15 protein-coding genes are annotated in these 15,314 nt (G+C 60.0%); 13 read left to right on the forward strand and 2 right to left on the reverse strand.

Annotated elements, in window-relative coordinates:
- Positions 1 to 83 precede the first annotated feature (83 nt).
- The 13 genes from L63ED372_RS02565 to fba all read left to right on the forward strand — a co-directional run bounded on the left by L63ED372_RS02565 (position 84) and on the right by fba (position 13,954).
- A complete protein-coding gene (locus tag L63ED372_RS02565) occupies positions 84 to 548 on the forward strand; it encodes a rhodanese-like domain-containing protein (RefSeq protein ID WP_062407544.1) in 465 nt (154 codons plus the stop codon).
- Between the two features lie 207 nt (positions 549 to 755).
- Positions 756 to 1,382 (forward strand): peroxiredoxin, encoded by a 627-nt coding sequence (locus L63ED372_RS02570; RefSeq protein WP_062402895.1) that lies wholly within the window; start codon positions 756 to 758, stop codon positions 1,380 to 1,382.
- Between the two features lie 93 nt (positions 1,383 to 1,475).
- The gene (locus tag L63ED372_RS02575; RefSeq protein ID WP_197275345.1) at positions 1,476 to 2,354 is read left to right on the forward strand and encodes an MBL fold metallo-hydrolase; all 879 of its coding nucleotides are present in this window, start codon (positions 1,476 to 1,478) and stop codon (positions 2,352 to 2,354) included.
- On the forward strand, positions 2,351 to 4,105 hold the full coding sequence (locus L63ED372_RS02580) for a SulP family inorganic anion transporter (protein ID WP_062402901.1): 1,755 nt from the start codon (positions 2,351 to 2,353) through the stop codon (positions 4,103 to 4,105). Before L63ED372_RS02575 ends, L63ED372_RS02580 begins: the two co-directional genes overlap by 4 nt.
- A gap of 212 nt (positions 4,106 to 4,317) precedes the next feature.
- Entirely contained in the window at positions 4,318 to 5,043 is a 726-nt protein-coding gene (locus tag L63ED372_RS02585) for an HAD-IA family hydrolase (RefSeq protein WP_062402904.1), read from the forward strand.
- Positions 5,040 to 5,726 carry a ribulose-phosphate 3-epimerase gene (gene rpe, locus L63ED372_RS02590; protein ID WP_062402907.1) on the forward strand — a complete coding sequence of 229 codons (687 nt, stop codon included), beginning with the start codon at positions 5,040 to 5,042 and terminating at the stop codon, positions 5,724 to 5,726. The genes L63ED372_RS02585 and rpe overlap by 4 nt, the downstream gene beginning before the upstream one ends.
- Before the next feature lie 50 nt (positions 5,727 to 5,776).
- Positions 5,777 to 6,874, forward strand: a complete 1,098-nt coding sequence (locus tag L63ED372_RS02595) for a class 1 fructose-bisphosphatase (protein WP_062402910.1) — start codon at positions 5,777 to 5,779, stop codon at positions 6,872 to 6,874.
- Positions 6,875 to 6,916: 42 nt separating this feature from the next.
- Positions 6,917 to 7,801 carry a phosphoribulokinase gene (locus L63ED372_RS02600; RefSeq protein ID WP_062402914.1) on the forward strand — a complete coding sequence of 295 codons (885 nt, stop codon included), beginning with the start codon at positions 6,917 to 6,919 and terminating at the stop codon, positions 7,799 to 7,801.
- 17 nt (positions 7,802 to 7,818) lie between these two features.
- The gene (gene tkt / locus L63ED372_RS02605) at positions 7,819 to 9,915 is read left to right on the forward strand and encodes a transketolase (RefSeq protein ID WP_062402917.1); all 2,097 of its coding nucleotides are present in this window, start codon (positions 7,819 to 7,821) and stop codon (positions 9,913 to 9,915) included.
- 29 nt (positions 9,916 to 9,944) lie between these two features.
- On the forward strand, positions 9,945 to 10,610 hold the full coding sequence (gene gph, locus L63ED372_RS02610) for a phosphoglycolate phosphatase (RefSeq protein ID WP_062402920.1): 666 nt from the start codon (positions 9,945 to 9,947) through the stop codon (positions 10,608 to 10,610).
- Between the two features lie 57 nt (positions 10,611 to 10,667).
- Positions 10,668 to 11,684 carry a type I glyceraldehyde-3-phosphate dehydrogenase gene (gene gap / locus L63ED372_RS02615; protein WP_062407546.1) on the forward strand — a complete coding sequence of 339 codons (1,017 nt, stop codon included), beginning with the start codon at positions 10,668 to 10,670 and terminating at the stop codon, positions 11,682 to 11,684.
- Positions 11,681 to 12,877, forward strand: coding sequence for a phosphoglycerate kinase (locus L63ED372_RS02620; RefSeq protein WP_062402924.1), 1,197 nt, complete (start codon positions 11,681 to 11,683; stop codon positions 12,875 to 12,877). Before gap ends, L63ED372_RS02620 begins: the two co-directional genes overlap by 4 nt.
- Positions 12,878 to 12,913: 36 nt before the next feature.
- Positions 12,914 to 13,954 carry a class II fructose-bisphosphate aldolase gene (gene fba / locus L63ED372_RS02625; protein WP_062402927.1) on the forward strand — a complete coding sequence of 347 codons (1,041 nt, stop codon included), beginning with the start codon at positions 12,914 to 12,916 and terminating at the stop codon, positions 13,952 to 13,954.
- 141 nt (positions 13,955 to 14,095) lie between these two features.
- Here fba and L63ED372_RS02630 read toward each other — a convergent pair whose 3' ends face one another.
- Both L63ED372_RS02630 and L63ED372_RS02635 read right to left on the reverse strand, forming a co-directional pair.
- Positions 14,096 to 14,719, reverse strand: coding sequence for a class I SAM-dependent methyltransferase (locus L63ED372_RS02630; protein ID WP_062402930.1), 624 nt, complete (start codon positions 14,717 to 14,719; stop codon positions 14,096 to 14,098).
- Positions 14,720 to 14,753: 34 nt separating this feature from the next.
- Positions 14,754 to 15,245 carry an RrF2 family transcriptional regulator gene (locus tag L63ED372_RS02635; RefSeq protein ID WP_062402935.1) on the reverse strand — a complete coding sequence of 164 codons (492 nt, stop codon included), beginning with the start codon at positions 15,243 to 15,245 and terminating at the stop codon, positions 14,754 to 14,756.
- Between the last annotated feature and the right edge of the window lie 69 nt (positions 15,246 to 15,314).

Consider the following 15,314-nt stretch of genomic DNA (forward strand, 5'->3'; position numbering starts at 1 on the left):
CCGAGGCTTTTGTTGGAGGTTTTGCAGCCGTTCAGCGACAATATTCGTTTTGACTGATATTACCTGACGAAGTGGAGCCCATCATGCGCTTTCGAACCCTCGCTCTTGCCGCCGCCACCGCTGGCAGCTTGCTGTTGGCCCCAGCAGCCCACGCTGACAACAAAGCCATTGCCACCGACGAGATGGAGGCCTATCTGGAATTCGTGGACTATGGCGGCGGTGTAATTTTTGCCGAGCAAATTCCCAAAGACGAATGGCCCAAGATGGTGGTGATCGATGCGCGTGACCCGGCGCAATTTTCCAAGGGGCACATTCCTGGCGCGGTCAACATGGACTGGCGACAGGTGCTGGCCAAGCGCAACACCATTCCCAAAAACAAGCCTGTGCTGATTTATTGCAACACCGGGTCGCTGTCGGCCCAGGCCGGTTTTGCGCTGCGCGTGGCGGGATGGGAGAACGTGCGCATCTTGCAAGGTGGCATGACTGAGTGGCAGGCCAAAGGCGGCTTTGACGCGGCGGCCAAAGCCGCAGGGCCAGCTAAGCATTGAGGCCTGTGGTTTTGGGGCCATGCATGGCCAAGACCGTGAGGGCTTGCGATGGATCAAACGGGTAGATTTCACGACCGCAATTGTCACTATGCCCATCATTGAGATAACTCATACCCAATACCTTCAGGGGTATGTACAGTTGACCCTATCGATAGATTAAATCTCTCGATTTCTAAAACCGATAGTCAACCTCAAAGGAAACCCGCCATGTCCATGCCTCTCATCAACGAAGCCGCTCCAGCCTTCAGCGCCAACACCACCCACGGCCCCCGAAGCCTCGCCGATTACAAAGGCAAGTGGCTCATCTTGTTCTCGCACCCTGCCGACTTCACACCTGTGTGCACCACCGAGTTCATCGGTTTTGCCAAGCGTGCCGAGTTGTTCAAGAGCATGAACTGCGAATTGCTTGGCCTGTCGATTGACAGCATCTACTCGCACTTGGCCTGGATGCAAAGCATTCAGAACAACTTCGGTGTGGAGATTCCCTTCCCCATCATCGACGACATCAAGATGGAAGTGGCCCAAGCCTACGGCATGATCCACCCCGGCGCTGCAGACACCCAAGCCGTGCGTGCCACCTTCTTCATTGACCCCGAAGGCAAGCTTCGCGCCATGGTCTACTACCCCATGAGCAATGGCCGCTCTATCGAAGAGTTTGTGCGTTTGTTGCAAGCCATGCAGACGAGCGATGCCAACAAGATCGCTACCCCCGAGGGCTGGACGCCCGGTTGCGACGTGATCGTGCCACCACCCAAAACCCCCGAAGCCATTGCCAAGCGCAAAGGCGAGGGTTACGCCATGAAGGACTGGTATTTCTCGACCAAGTCCCTGTAAATTGAAGGTTTGCTCCCTTGCCGCCAAGCGGCAGGGGGTGCCAAGGACCTTTGTTGTTCCACTGCCAAGGAAGTCACCATGAGTTCAGCCCACATGCACATCGAATCGTTTTTTGATCCGGCCACGTTCACCTTCAGCCACATCCTGGCCGACCTGAACACCCGGCAGTGCGCCTTGATTGACAGCGTGCTGGACTACGACCCCAAGTCGGGCCGCACCAACACCGCCAGCGCCGACCAGTTGGTGGCGCGTGTGAAGGCGCTGGACCTGCGTGTGCAGTGGATTTTGGAGACACATGTGCACGCCGACCATTTGTCGGCCGCGCCCTATTTGCAAAAGCAGCTGGGCGGCCAATTGGCCATTGGTTCGCACATCACCACGGTGCAAAACGTGTTTGGCAAACTGTTCAACGCGGGCACCGAATTCGCCCGCGACGGCAGCCAGTTCGACCGCTTGCTGGGCGACGGTGAGACTTTTCAGATTGGTGCTTTGCAGGCCCAGGCTCTGCACACCCCCGGCCACACCCCGGCGTGCATGACCTATGTGGTCACAGATGACAGCGTCGATCCTGTGCGGCAGGTGGCTTTTGTGGGTGACACCTTGTTCATGCCCGACTACGGCACCGCACGCTGCGACTTTCCTGGGGGCAGTGCCAGCGTGTTGTTCCAGTCGATCCAGAAAGTGCTCAGCTTGCCGGACAACACCGAGTTGTTCATGTGCCATGACTACCCGCCCGAGACCCGCCAACCCCAATGCGTGACCACCGTGGCCGAGCAGAAAAAGGCCAATGTGCATGTGCACCAAGGCGTGAGCGAGGCCGAGTTTGTGGCCATGCGCGAAAAGCGCGATGCCACTTTGTCCATGCCCGTGTTGATCTTGCCTTCTGTGCAAATCAACATGCGCGCTGGCCACATGCCGCCACCCGAAGACAACGGCCAACGTTACCTGAAGATTCCGGTGGACGCTTTGTGAGTTCGGCACTTCAGCGCTGGTTTCCCATTCTGGATTGGGGTCGGCGCTATAACCGTTCGTTGTTGACAGCCGATGGCGTGGCCGCTGCCGTGGTGACGCTGATGCTGATCCCGCAAAGCCTGGCCTACGCGCTGTTGGCGGGCTTGCCTGCGCAGGCGGGCTTGTACGCCAGCATGGCCCCCCTGGTGCTGTATGCCTTGATGGGCAGCAGCGGCACCTTGGCCGTGGGGCCTGCGGCGGTGACCTCGCTCATGACGGCGGCCAGTGTGGGCGCGGTGGCGGCGCAAGGCAGCGTGGCTTACACCGAGGCGGCTTTGATGCTGGCCCTGCTCAGCGGGGCCATCATGCTGGTGATGGGCGCGGCTCGGTTGGGCTTTTTGGCCAACTTTTTGAGCCACCCGGTCATCTCGGGTTTTGTCTCGGCATCGGGTTTGCTGATCGCGGCCAGCCAGCTCAAACATTTGTTGGGTGTGCCCCTGCATGGCGAGAACCTCTTGCAGCTGCTGCCGCAGCTGTGGCAAAACTTGTCCAGCCTGCATGTGCCGACCAGTGTGATGGGGCTGGGCGCTTTGGGTTTGCTGCTGCTGGTGCGCCGTCAGCTCAAGCCCTGGCTCAAGCGCTTGGGGGTGTCTGCGGGCGCGGCCGATCTGGCGGCCAAGACGGCCCCGGTGGCGGTGCTGCTCTTGAGCATTGCCTTGTCAGCCGTGTGGCAGTTGGCTGAGCAGGGGGTGCGGGTGGTGGGCACGGTGCCACAAGGCTTGCCGCCGCTCACGCTGCCGGGCGTGTCATCAGGAGCTTCGGCGACAGGTGGGTGGGCCGACCCATGGGCGCTGGCCCAGGCTTTGTGGGTGCCCGCTTTGTTGATTTCCTTGGTGGGCTTTGTGGAGTCGGTGTCGGTGGGCCAGTCCTTGGCGGCCAAGCGGCGCGAACGCATAGACCCCGATGCCGAGCTGCGTGCGCTGGGCCTGAGCAATTTGGGCGCAGGCCTCTCCGGCGGTTTTCCGGTCACGGGCGGGTTTTCGCGCTCGGTGGTCAATTTTGATGCGGGTGCACGCACGCCTGCCGCAGGCATCTACACCGCTGTCGGGCTGGCGCTGGCGGCTTTGTTCTTGACGCCTTGGCTCTTTCATTTGCCCCAAGCCACCTTGGCCGCCACCATTATGGTGGCCGTGCTCACCTTGGTCGATGTCGGGGTGTTTGCCCGCACTTGGCATTACGCCAAGGCCGATTTCATTGCCTTGTTGCTGACCTTTGGTCTGACCTTGACGGTGGGAGTGGAGGCCGGGTTGATCGCGGGCGTGAGCGCCTCTGTGCTGTTGCTGCTGTACCGCACCAGCCGCCCGCACATCGCGGTGGTGGGGCAGGTGCCGGGCACCGAGCATTACCGCAATGTGCTGCGTCACACCGTACTGGAGCAGCCGGGCATTTTGGGCCTGCGCGTGGACGAAAGCCTGTACTTTGCCAACGCCCGTTTCCTCGAAGACACCATCGCGGTGCAAGTGGCTGTGCGGCCAGGTGTGCGGCATGTGGTGTTGCAATGCTCAGCGGTCAACTACATTGACGCCAGCGCACTCGAAAGCCTGGAAACCATCAACGCCCGCTTGCAGGCTTCAGGTGTGCAGCTGCACCTGTCCGAGGTCAAGGGCCCCGTGCACGACAGGTTAAAGCGCAGCCATTTTCTTGCGGAGTTGAGTGGTCAGGTGTTCCTGACGCACCATCAGGCGGTGCAGGCCTTGACGCCGGGTGTCTGAGACTTGGAGTTCTCAGCCCACTGAAGTTGCACTCAAACACCGTTGAGACCTCTCCAACTGGCCAGAGTCCGGAGGCTGGGATTGAGTTATTGGTGCATTGAGAAGAGATTTGATTAAGTAATAACTTAATTAACTCATTACCAATATTGAATTGTCCTGAGCTTCGGTCCTTCTTAAAGTGGAGCCCTTCTTTCTCACGAAGGGCTCCACCCATGCTGCAAGCACTGATTTTTGATGTCGACGGCACCTTGGCCGACACCGAAATGGCCCATTTGGCGGCGTTCAACCATGCTTTCGCCGAGATGGGGCTGGACTGGCGCTGGGATGTGCCGCTGTACACCCGCTTGTTGGCGGTGTCGGGCGGTAAAGAGCGCATCAAGGCGTATTGGCAAACGCTGGAGACCCAGCCCAAGGACATCACGGGCGCTGGCATGCAGGAGACCATTGACCATCTGCACGAGATCAAGACCGCCGCTTACGAGCAAGCTGTGCAAGACGGTGCAGTACAGATGCGCCCCGGGGTGCTGGCGCTGCTGTCAGCCGCCAGTGCGGCCGGGCTCCAGTTGGCCATCGCCACCACCACCTCGCCTGTCAACATTGCGGCCCTGTTGCGCCAGGCCATCGGGCCGGACTGGCAGCTGCACTTTGCGGTGATCGAAGATGCCTCGACCGCGCCGCGCAAAAAACCCGACCCGATGGTTTACCAGCAAACCCTCTCGCGCTTGGGTTTGGCACCCGAGCATTGCCTGGCGTTTGAAGATTCAGAGAACGGCCTGCGTGCCGCCATGGCCGCAGGTTTGCCCACGGTCATCACCCCCAACGATTTCACTGCCGAGCACGATTTCAAAGGCGCATTGCGCATCGTCCCCAGCCTGCATGGCGTGGGGTTGGCGCAATTACGTGAATGGCACCAATCCGCTTTCAAGGCCACTGCATGAGCACCGTCCGCATTGCCCCCTCCATCTTGTCCGCCGACTTTGCCCGTTTGGGCGAAGAGGTCCGCGCCATTGAAGCCGCTGGCGCGGACTGGGTGCACTTTGATGTGATGGACAACCATTACGTGCCCAACCTGACCATTGGCCCGCTGGTGTGCGAGGCGATCCGCCCGCATGTCCAGATTCCGATCGATGTGCATTTGATGGTCGAGCCGGTCGATGCCTTGGTGCCTTTGTTTGCCAAGGCCGGGGCCAACATCATCACCTTTCACCCCGAAGCCAGCCGCCATGTGGACCGCACTTTGCAAATGATCCGTGACCACGGCTGCAAAGCGGGTCTGGTGTTCAACCCCGCCACGCCGCTGGAGTGGATGGACCATGTGATGGACCGCTTGGACGTGGTCTTGCTCATGAGTGTGAACCCCGGTTTTGGCGGCCAAAAATTCATCCCCTCGACCTTGCCCAAGCTGCAAGCGGCCCGCCAGCGCATCAACACCCATGTGGCCCGGGGTGGCCAGAACATCGTGCTGGAGGTTGACGGCGGCGTGAAGACCGACAACATCGCGCAGATCGTGGCGGCCGGAGCCGACACCTGCGTGGCAGGTAGCGCCGTGTTCGGTGCGCCCGATGCCGACGGCGGCTACCGGGGTGTGATGCAAGCCCTTAAGCAAGCCGCTGTGGCTTGAGTTGAATTCCGAATTCCAGAATTTTTAAAACTTCAGAGAGTGTTGACCCCATGTCCTTGAGCCCCCGCACCACGCCTACCCTGACCCAGTACCTGATCGAAGAGCGTCGCCGTTTTCCCGATGCCAGTGGTGACTTCAATGCCCTGATTTTGGATGTGGCCATGGCCTGCAAAGCCATTGCCAAATCGGTCGCCTATGGCGCTTTGGCCGACATGTACGGCAACCACGCAGCCGATGCCGGTGGCAGCATCAACGTGCAAGGCGAGACTCAGAAAAAGCTGGACGTGGTGAGCAATGAATTGTTCATCCGCATGAACGAGTGGGGCGGCCACTTGGCGGGCATGGCCTCTGAAGAAATGGATTTGCCGTATGACATTCCGCCGCAACACCCCCGTGGCAAATACCTGCTGGTGTTTGACCCACTGGACGGCTCCAGCAACATCGACGTGAACGTGTCGGTGGGCAGCATCTTCAGCGTGCTGCGTGCGCCCGACGCCACCGCCGAGGGTGGGCCATTGACCGAGGCTGATTTCTTCCAACCGGGAACCCGACAGATTGCTGCCGGTTATGCCTTGTATGGCCCCACCACCATGCTGGTGCTGAGCGTGGGCAATGGTGTGGCTGGTTTCACACTCGACCCGGTGATGGGCGAGTTCATGTTGACCCATCCCGAGTTGCGCGTGCCAGAAGACACCCAAGAGTTCGCCATCAACGCCTCCAACAGCCGCTTTTGGGAAGCCCCGGTCAAGCGCTATGTGGACGAGTGTTTGGCTGGCAAAACTGGCCCGCGTGGCAAGGACTTCAACATGCGCTGGATCGCCTCCATGGTGGCGGAAGCCCATCGCATCTTGATGCGCGGCGGCGTTTTCATGTACCCCCGTGACACCAAAGATCCGAGCAAGCCCGGCCGCCTGCGCCTGCTTTATGAGGCCAACCCGGTCGGCTTCATCATGGAGCAAGCCGGAGGCCGCGCCAGCACGGGACAAGTCCCCATGTTGAGTGTGCAGCCCACCAGCTTGCACCAGCGCATTGGCCTGGTGTTTGGCTCCAAAAACGAGGTCGAGCGCATTGAGCGTTACCACGCCGAGCCGCCCAAGCAAGACAGCTTTGCCCCGCTGTTTGGCGAGCGCAGCCTTTTCCGCGACTGAGCCCGATTTCAAAACGCTTGAAAAAACAACAAGGAGATTCCCATGTCTGAACGCCACCCCATCATCGCCATCACCGGTTCTTCGGGCGCAGGCACCTCGACGGTGACACGCACGTTTTCCAACATCTTTCGCCGCGAAGGCGTGAAAGCGGCCATCATCGAAGGCGACAGCTTCCACCGCTATGACCGCAAAGAGATGAAGCAACGTGGCGCTGAAGCTGAAAAAGATGGCAACAAACATTTCAGCCACTTCAGTGCCGAGAACAACCTGTTTGGAGACATTGAAAACCTGTTTCGCACCTACGGTGCCACAGGCCAAGGCAAGTCACGCAAGTACCTGCACAACGCCGAAGAAGCTGCGCCTTACCAACAAGACCCCGGCACGTTCACACCTTGGGAAGACCTGCCGAACGACACCGACATGCTGTTTTACGAAGGTTTGCACGGCGCCGTGGTCACGCCCGAGCACAACATCGCGCAGCATCCCGATTTGCGTGTGGGCGTGGTGCCCGTCATCAACCTGGAATGGATTCAGAAACTCTGGCGCGACAAGCATCAGCGCGGCTACAGCACCGAAGCGGTGACCGACACCATCTTGCGCCGCATGCCCGACTATGTGAACTACATCGTGCCGCAGTTTGAGCACACACATGTCAACTTCCAGCGTGTGCCCTTGGTCGACACCTCCAACCCCTTCATCTCGCGTGACATTCCGTCGGCCGATGAAAGCGTGGTGGTGATCCGTTTTGCCAACCCCAAAGGCATCGACTTTCCCTACTTGCTCAACATGATCAACGACTCCTGGATGAGCCGTGCCAACACCATCGTGGTGCCCGGCGGCAAGATGGAAATTGCCATGCAACTCATCTTCACACCGTTCGTGTGGCGAATGATGGAGCGCCGCAAACGCGCTCTGGGCCAGGCTTGAAGCGGGGCAAAAGCACCATGAACACCGCTGTAAATCACCCCACCCCCGAGATGGCCCGCCGCATGGCCAACGCCGTGCGCATGCTGGCCGTGGACGCCGTTGAAGCGGCCAAGTCGGGCCACCCCGGTGCCCCCATGGGCATGGCCGACATCTCCGAAGTCCTGTGGAACCGGCATCTGAAACACAACCCACTCAACCCGCAGTGGGCTGACCGTGACCGTTTTGTGTTGTCTAACGGCCACGGCTCGATGCTGATTTATGCCTTGCTGCACCTGACAGGCTACGACCTGGCACTGGACGAGCTGAAAAAGTTCCGCCAACTGCACAGCAAAACCCCTGGCCACCCAGAAGTGGACATCACGCCTGGCGTGGAAACCACCACGGGCCCCTTGGGTCAGGGCATTACCAACGCCGTGGGCATGGCACTGGCCGAAAAAATGTTGGCCGATGAATTCAATCGCGAGGAAGACGGTCAGCGCCTGGACATCGTGGACCACATGACCTATGTGTTTTTGGGTGATGGCTGCCTGATGGAGGGCATCAGCCACGAGGCCTGTTCGCTGGCGGGTACATTGCGCCTGTCCAAACTGGTGGCGCTGTACGACGACAACGGCATCTCGATCGATGGCCATGTGGAAGGTTGGTTCACCGACGACACGCCCAAGCGCTTTGAAGCCTATGGCTGGAATGTGATCGCCAAGGTGGATGGCCACGACCCGCAAGCGGTCAACGCCGCCATCGAGGCGGCCAAGGCGCAAGCCCACAGCCCCAATGGCAAGCCCACGCTGATCTGCTGCCAAACTGTGATCGGTATGGGCTCACCCAACAAAGCGGGCACCCACGATGTGCATGGCGCAGCGCTGGGCGCTGCCGAAGTGGCCGCCACCCGCGAAGCGCTGAACTGGCCTTATGCGCCCTTTGAGGTGCCTGCCGATGTGGCCACTGCTTGGGATGCCCGCGCCAGTGGCACACGCGCCGAAAGCCAATGGCGGGAGCGCTTTGCAAGCTATGAAAGCCGCTACCCGGAAGAGGCGGCTGAATTTGAGCGTCGCATGAAAGGCGACTTGGCTGAAACCTACGTCCAGGGTCTGGAAAAAGCCTTGGCCGCCATCGCCGCTAAACCCGATGCCGTGGCCACCCGCAAGGCCAGCCAAAATGCGCTGGATGTGTTGGCTCCCTTGTTGCCCGAGTTTTTTGGCGGCAGCGCTGACCTGACGGGCTCCAACCTGACCAACTTCAAGACCTGCACCAAAGCTGGCCGCGACACCTGGGGTAACCACCTCTCTTATGGCGTGCGCGAGTTTGGCATGGCCGCCATCATGAACGGCATGGCGCTGCATGGGGGTTACATCCCTTACGGTGGCACTTTCCTCACGTTCTCGGACTATTCACGCAATGCCATTCGCATGGCAGCGCTCATGAAAAAGCGCGTGATCCACGTCTTCACGCACGACTCGATTGGTCTGGGCGAAGACGGCCCCACGCACCAAAGCGTGGAGCATGTGCCCAGTTTGCGCATCATCCCGGGGCTGGATGTGTGGCGGCCCGCCGATGGCTTGGAAACCGCCGTGGCCTGGGCCTGTGCGGTGGAGCGCCTCGACGGCCCAAGCGCGTTGGCGCTGTCACGCCAGAACTTGCCACAACTGTTGACCGACGCCGCCGATGCGGCCAAGGTGCGCCAGGGGGGCTACATCCTGAGCGACATGCCGGGCGCCCAAGCCATCATCGTGGCCACAGGGTCCGAGACCTCTTTGGCCATGAAAGCGCAAGCCGAACTGGCCACCCAAGGCGTGGCCACAAGGGTGGTGTCCATGCCCTGCACCAATGTGTTTGACCGTCAAAGTGAAGCGTACCAAGACATGGTCTTGCCGCTGGGCTTACCCACCGTGGCCGTGGAAGCGGCACACCCCGATTTTTGGCGCAAATACGTGGGACGCACCGGCATGGTGATTGGTATGAACAGCTTTGGTGAGTCAGCACCAGCCCCGGCTTTGTACGCGCACTTTGGCATCACCACCGAGCGTGTGTGTGAAGCGGTGCGCACCTTGGTGCATCGTCACACCCACCGCCAGGCTCAAGTCCTGCCCGAGCACATCGTGCCCTCAGACAACTGAGTTGTGACCACGTTGCAATGAGAGAAGATATGTCAACACCACAAGCCTATTTTTTTGACCTCGACGGCACCTTGGTCGAAACCGCGCCTGAAATCGCCGATGCGGTGAACGACACCTTGCGCTATTTCGATTGGCCCGAGGTGTCGCAGCAACAAGTCAACGACTGGATCGGTCACGGCACCAAAGAGCTGCTGATTCAGGCGCTGGCCAGTGTCACCCAGACCCCGGTGGCCGCAGTGCGGCAAGGGACTGACCTGAAGCAGGCGCTGCCGATTTTTGACCGTTACTACCAAGACCGTTGCGGCACACGCAGCAATTTGTACCCCCAGGTGCGCGAAGTGCTCGCGGCGCTGCGTGCACGTGGCTGCAAACTGGCGGTGGTGACCAACAAGGAAGGCCGTTACACCGACACCGTGCTGCGCGTGCACGGGCTTCACGAGGCCTTTGACGTGGTGGTCAGCGGCGACACCTTTCCAGTCAAAAAACCCGATCCCACCAGCGTGGTGGACTGCTTGAAGCGTTGGAACCTGAAGGCCACCCAAGCACTGTTTGTGGGGGATTCATCGATCGACGCAGCCACCGCCCGCAACGCAGGTGTGCCGGTCTGGTTGCTGCCTTATGGCTACAACATGGGCGAGTCGGTGCACGCCTGTGCGCCGGACCGCGTGATCGAGGATTTTTCGGCGTTGCTGTAAGTGGGCTTGTGCCACACGCATCAAAAATTCACTGTTTGAAGAATGAAAGAGACTGACATGAGCACAAAAATTGGTATCAACGGATTTGGCCGCATTGGCCGCATGGTGTTCCGCGCGGCGGTTCAAAATTTTGATGACGTCGAGATCGTCGCCATCAATGACTTGCTGGAGCCCGAGTACCTGGCCTACATGCTGCAATACGACAGCGTGCATGGCCGCTTTGAGGGTACCGTGGTGGTGGAGGGCAGCACCCTGATCGTCAACGGCCGCCCCATTCGCCTCACGCAAGAGCGCGATCCGGCCAACCTGAAGTGGAACGAAGTGGGTGCAGAGGTGGTGATCGAAGCCACAGGCTTGTTCCTCGACAAAGAAGGTGCGGGCAAGCACCTGGCAGCAGGCGCCCAAAAGGTGGTGATTTCGGCCCCGTCAAAAGACGACACGCCCATGTTTGTGTTTGGTGTGAACCACGCCAGCTATGCGGGCCAAGCCATCATCAGCAATGCCAGCTGCACCACCAACGCATTGGCCCCTTTGGCCAAGGTGCTCAACGACAAATGGGGCATCCGGCGCGGCCTGATGACCACCGTGCACGCAGCCACCGCCACCCAAAAAACCGTGGACGGCCCGAGCAACAAGGACTGGCGCGGCGGGCGCGGCATTCTGGAAAACATCATCCCCAGCAGCACGGGCGCAGCCAAGGCCGTGGGGGTGGTGATTCCAGAAATCAAGGGCAAGCTCACGGGCGTGTCGGTGCGGGTGCCCACCAGCGATGTGTCGCTGGTCGACTTGACGGTGGAGTTGGCTACGCCCGCCACCTATGCCGAGATTTGCGCCGAAATGAAGGCGCAAAGCCAAGGGGCTTTGAAGCGCGTGTTGGGTTACACCGAAGCCAAAGTGGTGTCGACTGATTTCCGGGGTGAGGTGTGCACCAGTGTGTTCGATGCCGAAGCGGGCATGGCGCTCGACAGCACCTTTGTGAAGCTGATGGCCTGGTACGACAACGAATGGGGTTACTCCAACAAGTGCCTGGAAATGGCCCGTGTGGTGTCCGGCCAAGCAGGAGGTGCGCGATGAAAGTCTTGCGCTTTGCCGATGTGGCGAAAAGCGGTTTTGCCGAAAACCGCCGCGTGTTCATCCGCGCCGACCTGAACGTGCCACAAGCCGATGACGGCAGCATCACCGAAGACACCCGTATCCGCGCCAGCGTGCCTTGCATCCAAATGGCATTAGACGCCGGAGCGGCGGTGATGGTGACCAGTCATTTGGGCCGCCCGACCGAGGGCGAGTTCAAACCCGAAGACTCGCTGGCCCCCGTGGCCAAGCGCTTGGGTGAGTTGCTCGGCCGTGAAGTTCCGCTGGTCGCCAACTGGGTGGACGGTGTCTCTGTTGCCCCCGGCCAAGTGGTGCTGCTCGAGAACTGCCGCGTCAACAAAGGCGAGAAGAAAAACAACGAAGCGCTGGCCCGCCAAATGGCGCAGCTGTGCGACATCTATGTGAACGACGCCTTTGGCACGGCCCACCGCGCCGAAGGCACCACCTACGGCATCGCCCAATTCGCGCCGATTGCGTGCGCAGGCCCTTTGCTGGCCGCCGAGATCGACGCGATTGGCAAGGCCCTGGCCAACCCGAAGCGCCCACTGGCGGCCATTGTGGCGGGCAGTAAAGTCAGCACCAAGCTGACCATCTTGAAGAGCCTGTCGCAAAACGTGGACAAGCTCATCGTGGGCGGCGGCATTGCCAATACCTTCATGCTGGCAGCGGGTCTGAAGATCGGTAAGAGCCTGGCCGAAGCGGATTTGGTGGGTGAGGCCAAAGCGGTGATCGAGGCCATGAAGGCCCGAGGTGCCGAAGTGCCGATCCCAACCGATGTGGTGGTGGCCAAGACCTTCGCAGCCGACGCGGTGGCCACGGTGAAAAAAGCCACCGAGGTGGCCGACGATGACATGATTTTGGATATCGGCCCCGAGACCGCCGCCAAACTGGCCGCGCAGCTCAAGCAGGCGGGCACCATCGTCTGGAACGGCCCGGTGGGCGTCTTCGAGTTTGCGGCCTTCGAAAACGGCACCAAGGTCATCGCCCAGGCGATTGCCGCGTCGAGTGCCTTCAGCATCGCGGGCGGTGGCGACACGCTGGCTGCCATTGCCAAATATGGCATCGAGCAACAGGTGGGCTACATCTCGACCGGCGGTGGCGCGTTCCTGGAAATTCTGGAAGGCAAGACATTGCCTGCCATTGAAATTTTGAGCCGTCGCGCTGCGGCGGAATGACCTTTTTTAACTTTTTAATTTTTCAAGGAGCCCCTCATGGCATTGGTTTCATTGCGCCAGGTCCTCGACCATGCGGCCGAGTTTGGTTACGGCATTCCCGCTTTCAACGTCAACAACCTCGAACAAGTACAGGCCATCATGGAAGCGGCGCAAGCCACGGGCAGCCCGGTCATCTTGCAGGCATCTGCAGGGGCCCGCAAGTACGCAGGTGAGGCCTATCTGCGCCACATGGTGTTGGCCGCCATCGAGACGCACCCTGACATTCCAGTGGTCTTGCACCAAGACCACGGCGCCACGCCCGCGCAGTGCCAGCAGTCCATCCGCTCGGGCTTTTCGAGCGTGATGATGGACGGCTCGCTCATGGCCGACGCCAAAACGCCTGCCAGCTATGAGTACAACGTGAGCGTGACGCAAAAGGTCTGCGAGATGGCCCACGCGGTGGGCGTGTCGGTCGAGGGTGAATTGGGATGCCTCGGCTCACTGGAGACTGGCGAAGCGGGCGAGGAAGACGGTGTGGGTGCCGAAGGCAAACTCAGCCATGATCAGATGCTGACCGACCCCGTGCAGGCCAAGGACTTTGTGGCCCAAACCGGTGTGGACGCGCTGGCCATTGCCATTGGCACCAGTCACGGTGCCTACAAGTTCACCCGTCCGCCCACAGGCGACATCTTGGCCATGGACCGCATTGCCGCCATCCATGCCGCCATTCCCAACACGCATTTGGTGATGCACGGCAGCTCCAGCGTGCCGCAAGAGTGGTTGCAGATCATTCGCCAATACGGCGGCGACATCAAGGAAACCTATGGCGTGCCGGTCGAAGAAATCGTGCGTGGCATCCAAAGCGGTGTGCGCAAGGTCAACATCGACACCGACATCCGCTTGGCCATGACCGGTGCCATGCGCCAGGTGTTTGCGCAGCAGCCCTCGGAGTTCGATCCTCGCAAAGCCTTGGCGGCTGCCAAAAAGGCGGCAGCGGGCATTGTCAAGGCGCGTTTTGAGGCTTTTGGTTGCGCCGGTCAAGCCCAAAAAATCCGCCCTGTCAGCCTCGACGCCATGGCCGCGCGTTACACGAATTGAGGCAGATCAAAGCCTATGAAGTGATTTCTTTTATGGTTGAGGCATTGTGGTTTAGGGTGTGTTTGGTACACACACCCTGATTGGGGGCTCTCTCACAGGAGCCCCCTTTTTTTCAACCTCCTCAACGCCGCCAGTTGCAAGTCAACCTAGGCGCTTGCGTGCCGTCAGGCCCAGCAAGCCCGACATGCCTTGGTGTCCCGTGCCTTCGTTGATCTCAGCCTCGTAAGTTCGCAGGTCCAGGATGTCCAGCTCGCCAAAGGCGTCCAGCATCAGGGCCTCGTCGTACAGATGCGCCAACTTGCCGGGGCCGCCTGTGTTGAAGTCCAGTTGACGCGGTGTGTAGCCCTGGATGATCAGGGTGCCGCCGGGCTTGAGGCTGTCCAGCATGCGAGCAAACAGGGTGCCGCGCTCCTCGGGTGTGGCGAACTGAAAAAAGATGCCCACCACGTTGTCGTAATGTGCAGGACGCCAGTCAAACGACTGCCAATCGCTGTGCACCCAATTCACCGCCACTTGGCGGCTTTGCGCCAAGGCCCGAGCTTTGTGGAGGGCGTTGTCCGAAAAATCAAAGGCATCAACCTGCAGGCCTTGCTGGGCCAGCCACACGCCGTTGCGGCCTTCGCCATCGGCCACGGCCAGCGCGGTGCCTGGCACCAAATGGGCCGCTTGTGATTTCAAATAGGCGTTGGGCGCTTCACCAAACACATAGTGCTCGGCGGCAAAGCGTTGGTTCCAGGTTTGTTGGGGGTTGTTGAATGTGCTCATGGTCGTTTCCTTGCAGGTGCAAGGCTAGCAGAGCCTAGAGCGCCATGTGCAACTGAAAGACCGAGTTGGGGGCCTTGGGCACCATGGGCGCGGCCAAAGGCTTGAACTTGAAACGGTTGACGACCGGTGTTTCAACCATCTGTGGTAGCGCTTGTGGGGTCACAAAATCGGACAAGGTCGACTGACTCAGGGTGTCAATGATCACCCGCTCAAGGCCCCACTCGTAGTCGGATGCTTCGATGGGCTGGTCTTCGCTGCCTTGCTGAGCCAAGGTGGGCTCAAACACCGCCGCAATGTCCCACATCGAAATCAGGGCCAAGTCGCCCCGGATTTCATAACCGCCACCCGGGCCTTTGCGGGCGGACACGATGTGTTGGTCTTTGAGCGGTTTGAGGATGCTCTCCAAGTTAGAGACCGACAGCTGCAGCCGCTGCGACAGCTCGGTGGTGGAGACCCTGCCCAAGTTTTGATGCGCGGCGATGATGACGCACACATCCATGGCGTTGATGGTTTTGTTCGAAATCATGTGTTGAACCCCCAGTGAGGAGAATTTTGCGTCCAATAACTCCTCAAAACCATGAATTTTTGTTTTTTA

It is taken from the genome of Limnohabitans sp. 63ED37-2 (genome assembly GCF_001412535.1).
Lineage (GTDB): Bacteria > Pseudomonadota > Gammaproteobacteria > Burkholderiales > Burkholderiaceae_C > Limnohabitans_A.

Excerpts from the sequence above, each read along its gene's own strand:
- L63ED372_RS02565 (WP_062407544.1), top strand. The coding sequence starts at position 84 with ATGCGCTTTCGAACCCTCGCTCTTGCCGCCGCCACCGCTGGCAGCTTG.
- L63ED372_RS02570 (WP_062402895.1), top strand. The coding sequence starts at position 756 with ATGTCCATGCCTCTCATCAACGAAGCCGCTCCAGCCTTCAGCGCCAAC.
- L63ED372_RS02575 (WP_197275345.1), top strand. The coding sequence starts at position 1,476 with ATGCACATCGAATCGTTTTTTGATCCGGCCACGTTCACCTTCAGCCAC.
- L63ED372_RS02585 (WP_062402904.1), top strand. The coding sequence starts at position 4,318 with ATGCTGCAAGCACTGATTTTTGATGTCGACGGCACCTTGGCCGACACC.
- rpe (WP_062402907.1), top strand. The coding sequence starts at position 5,040 with ATGAGCACCGTCCGCATTGCCCCCTCCATCTTGTCCGCCGACTTTGCC.
- L63ED372_RS02595 (WP_062402910.1), top strand. The coding sequence starts at position 5,777 with ATGTCCTTGAGCCCCCGCACCACGCCTACCCTGACCCAGTACCTGATC.
- L63ED372_RS02600 (WP_062402914.1), top strand. The coding sequence starts at position 6,917 with ATGTCTGAACGCCACCCCATCATCGCCATCACCGGTTCTTCGGGCGCA.
- tkt (WP_062402917.1), top strand. The coding sequence starts at position 7,819 with ATGAACACCGCTGTAAATCACCCCACCCCCGAGATGGCCCGCCGCATG.
- gph (WP_062402920.1), top strand. The coding sequence starts at position 9,945 with ATGTCAACACCACAAGCCTATTTTTTTGACCTCGACGGCACCTTGGTC.
- gap (WP_062407546.1), top strand. The coding sequence starts at position 10,668 with ATGAGCACAAAAATTGGTATCAACGGATTTGGCCGCATTGGCCGCATG.
- L63ED372_RS02620 (WP_062402924.1), top strand. The coding sequence starts at position 11,681 with ATGAAAGTCTTGCGCTTTGCCGATGTGGCGAAAAGCGGTTTTGCCGAA.
- fba (WP_062402927.1), top strand. The coding sequence starts at position 12,914 with ATGGCATTGGTTTCATTGCGCCAGGTCCTCGACCATGCGGCCGAGTTT.
- L63ED372_RS02630 (WP_062402930.1), bottom strand. The coding sequence starts at position 14,719 with ATGAGCACATTCAACAACCCCCAACAAACCTGGAACCAACGCTTTGCC.
- L63ED372_RS02635 (WP_062402935.1), bottom strand. The coding sequence starts at position 15,245 with ATGATTTCGAACAAAACCATCAACGCCATGGATGTGTGCGTCATCATC.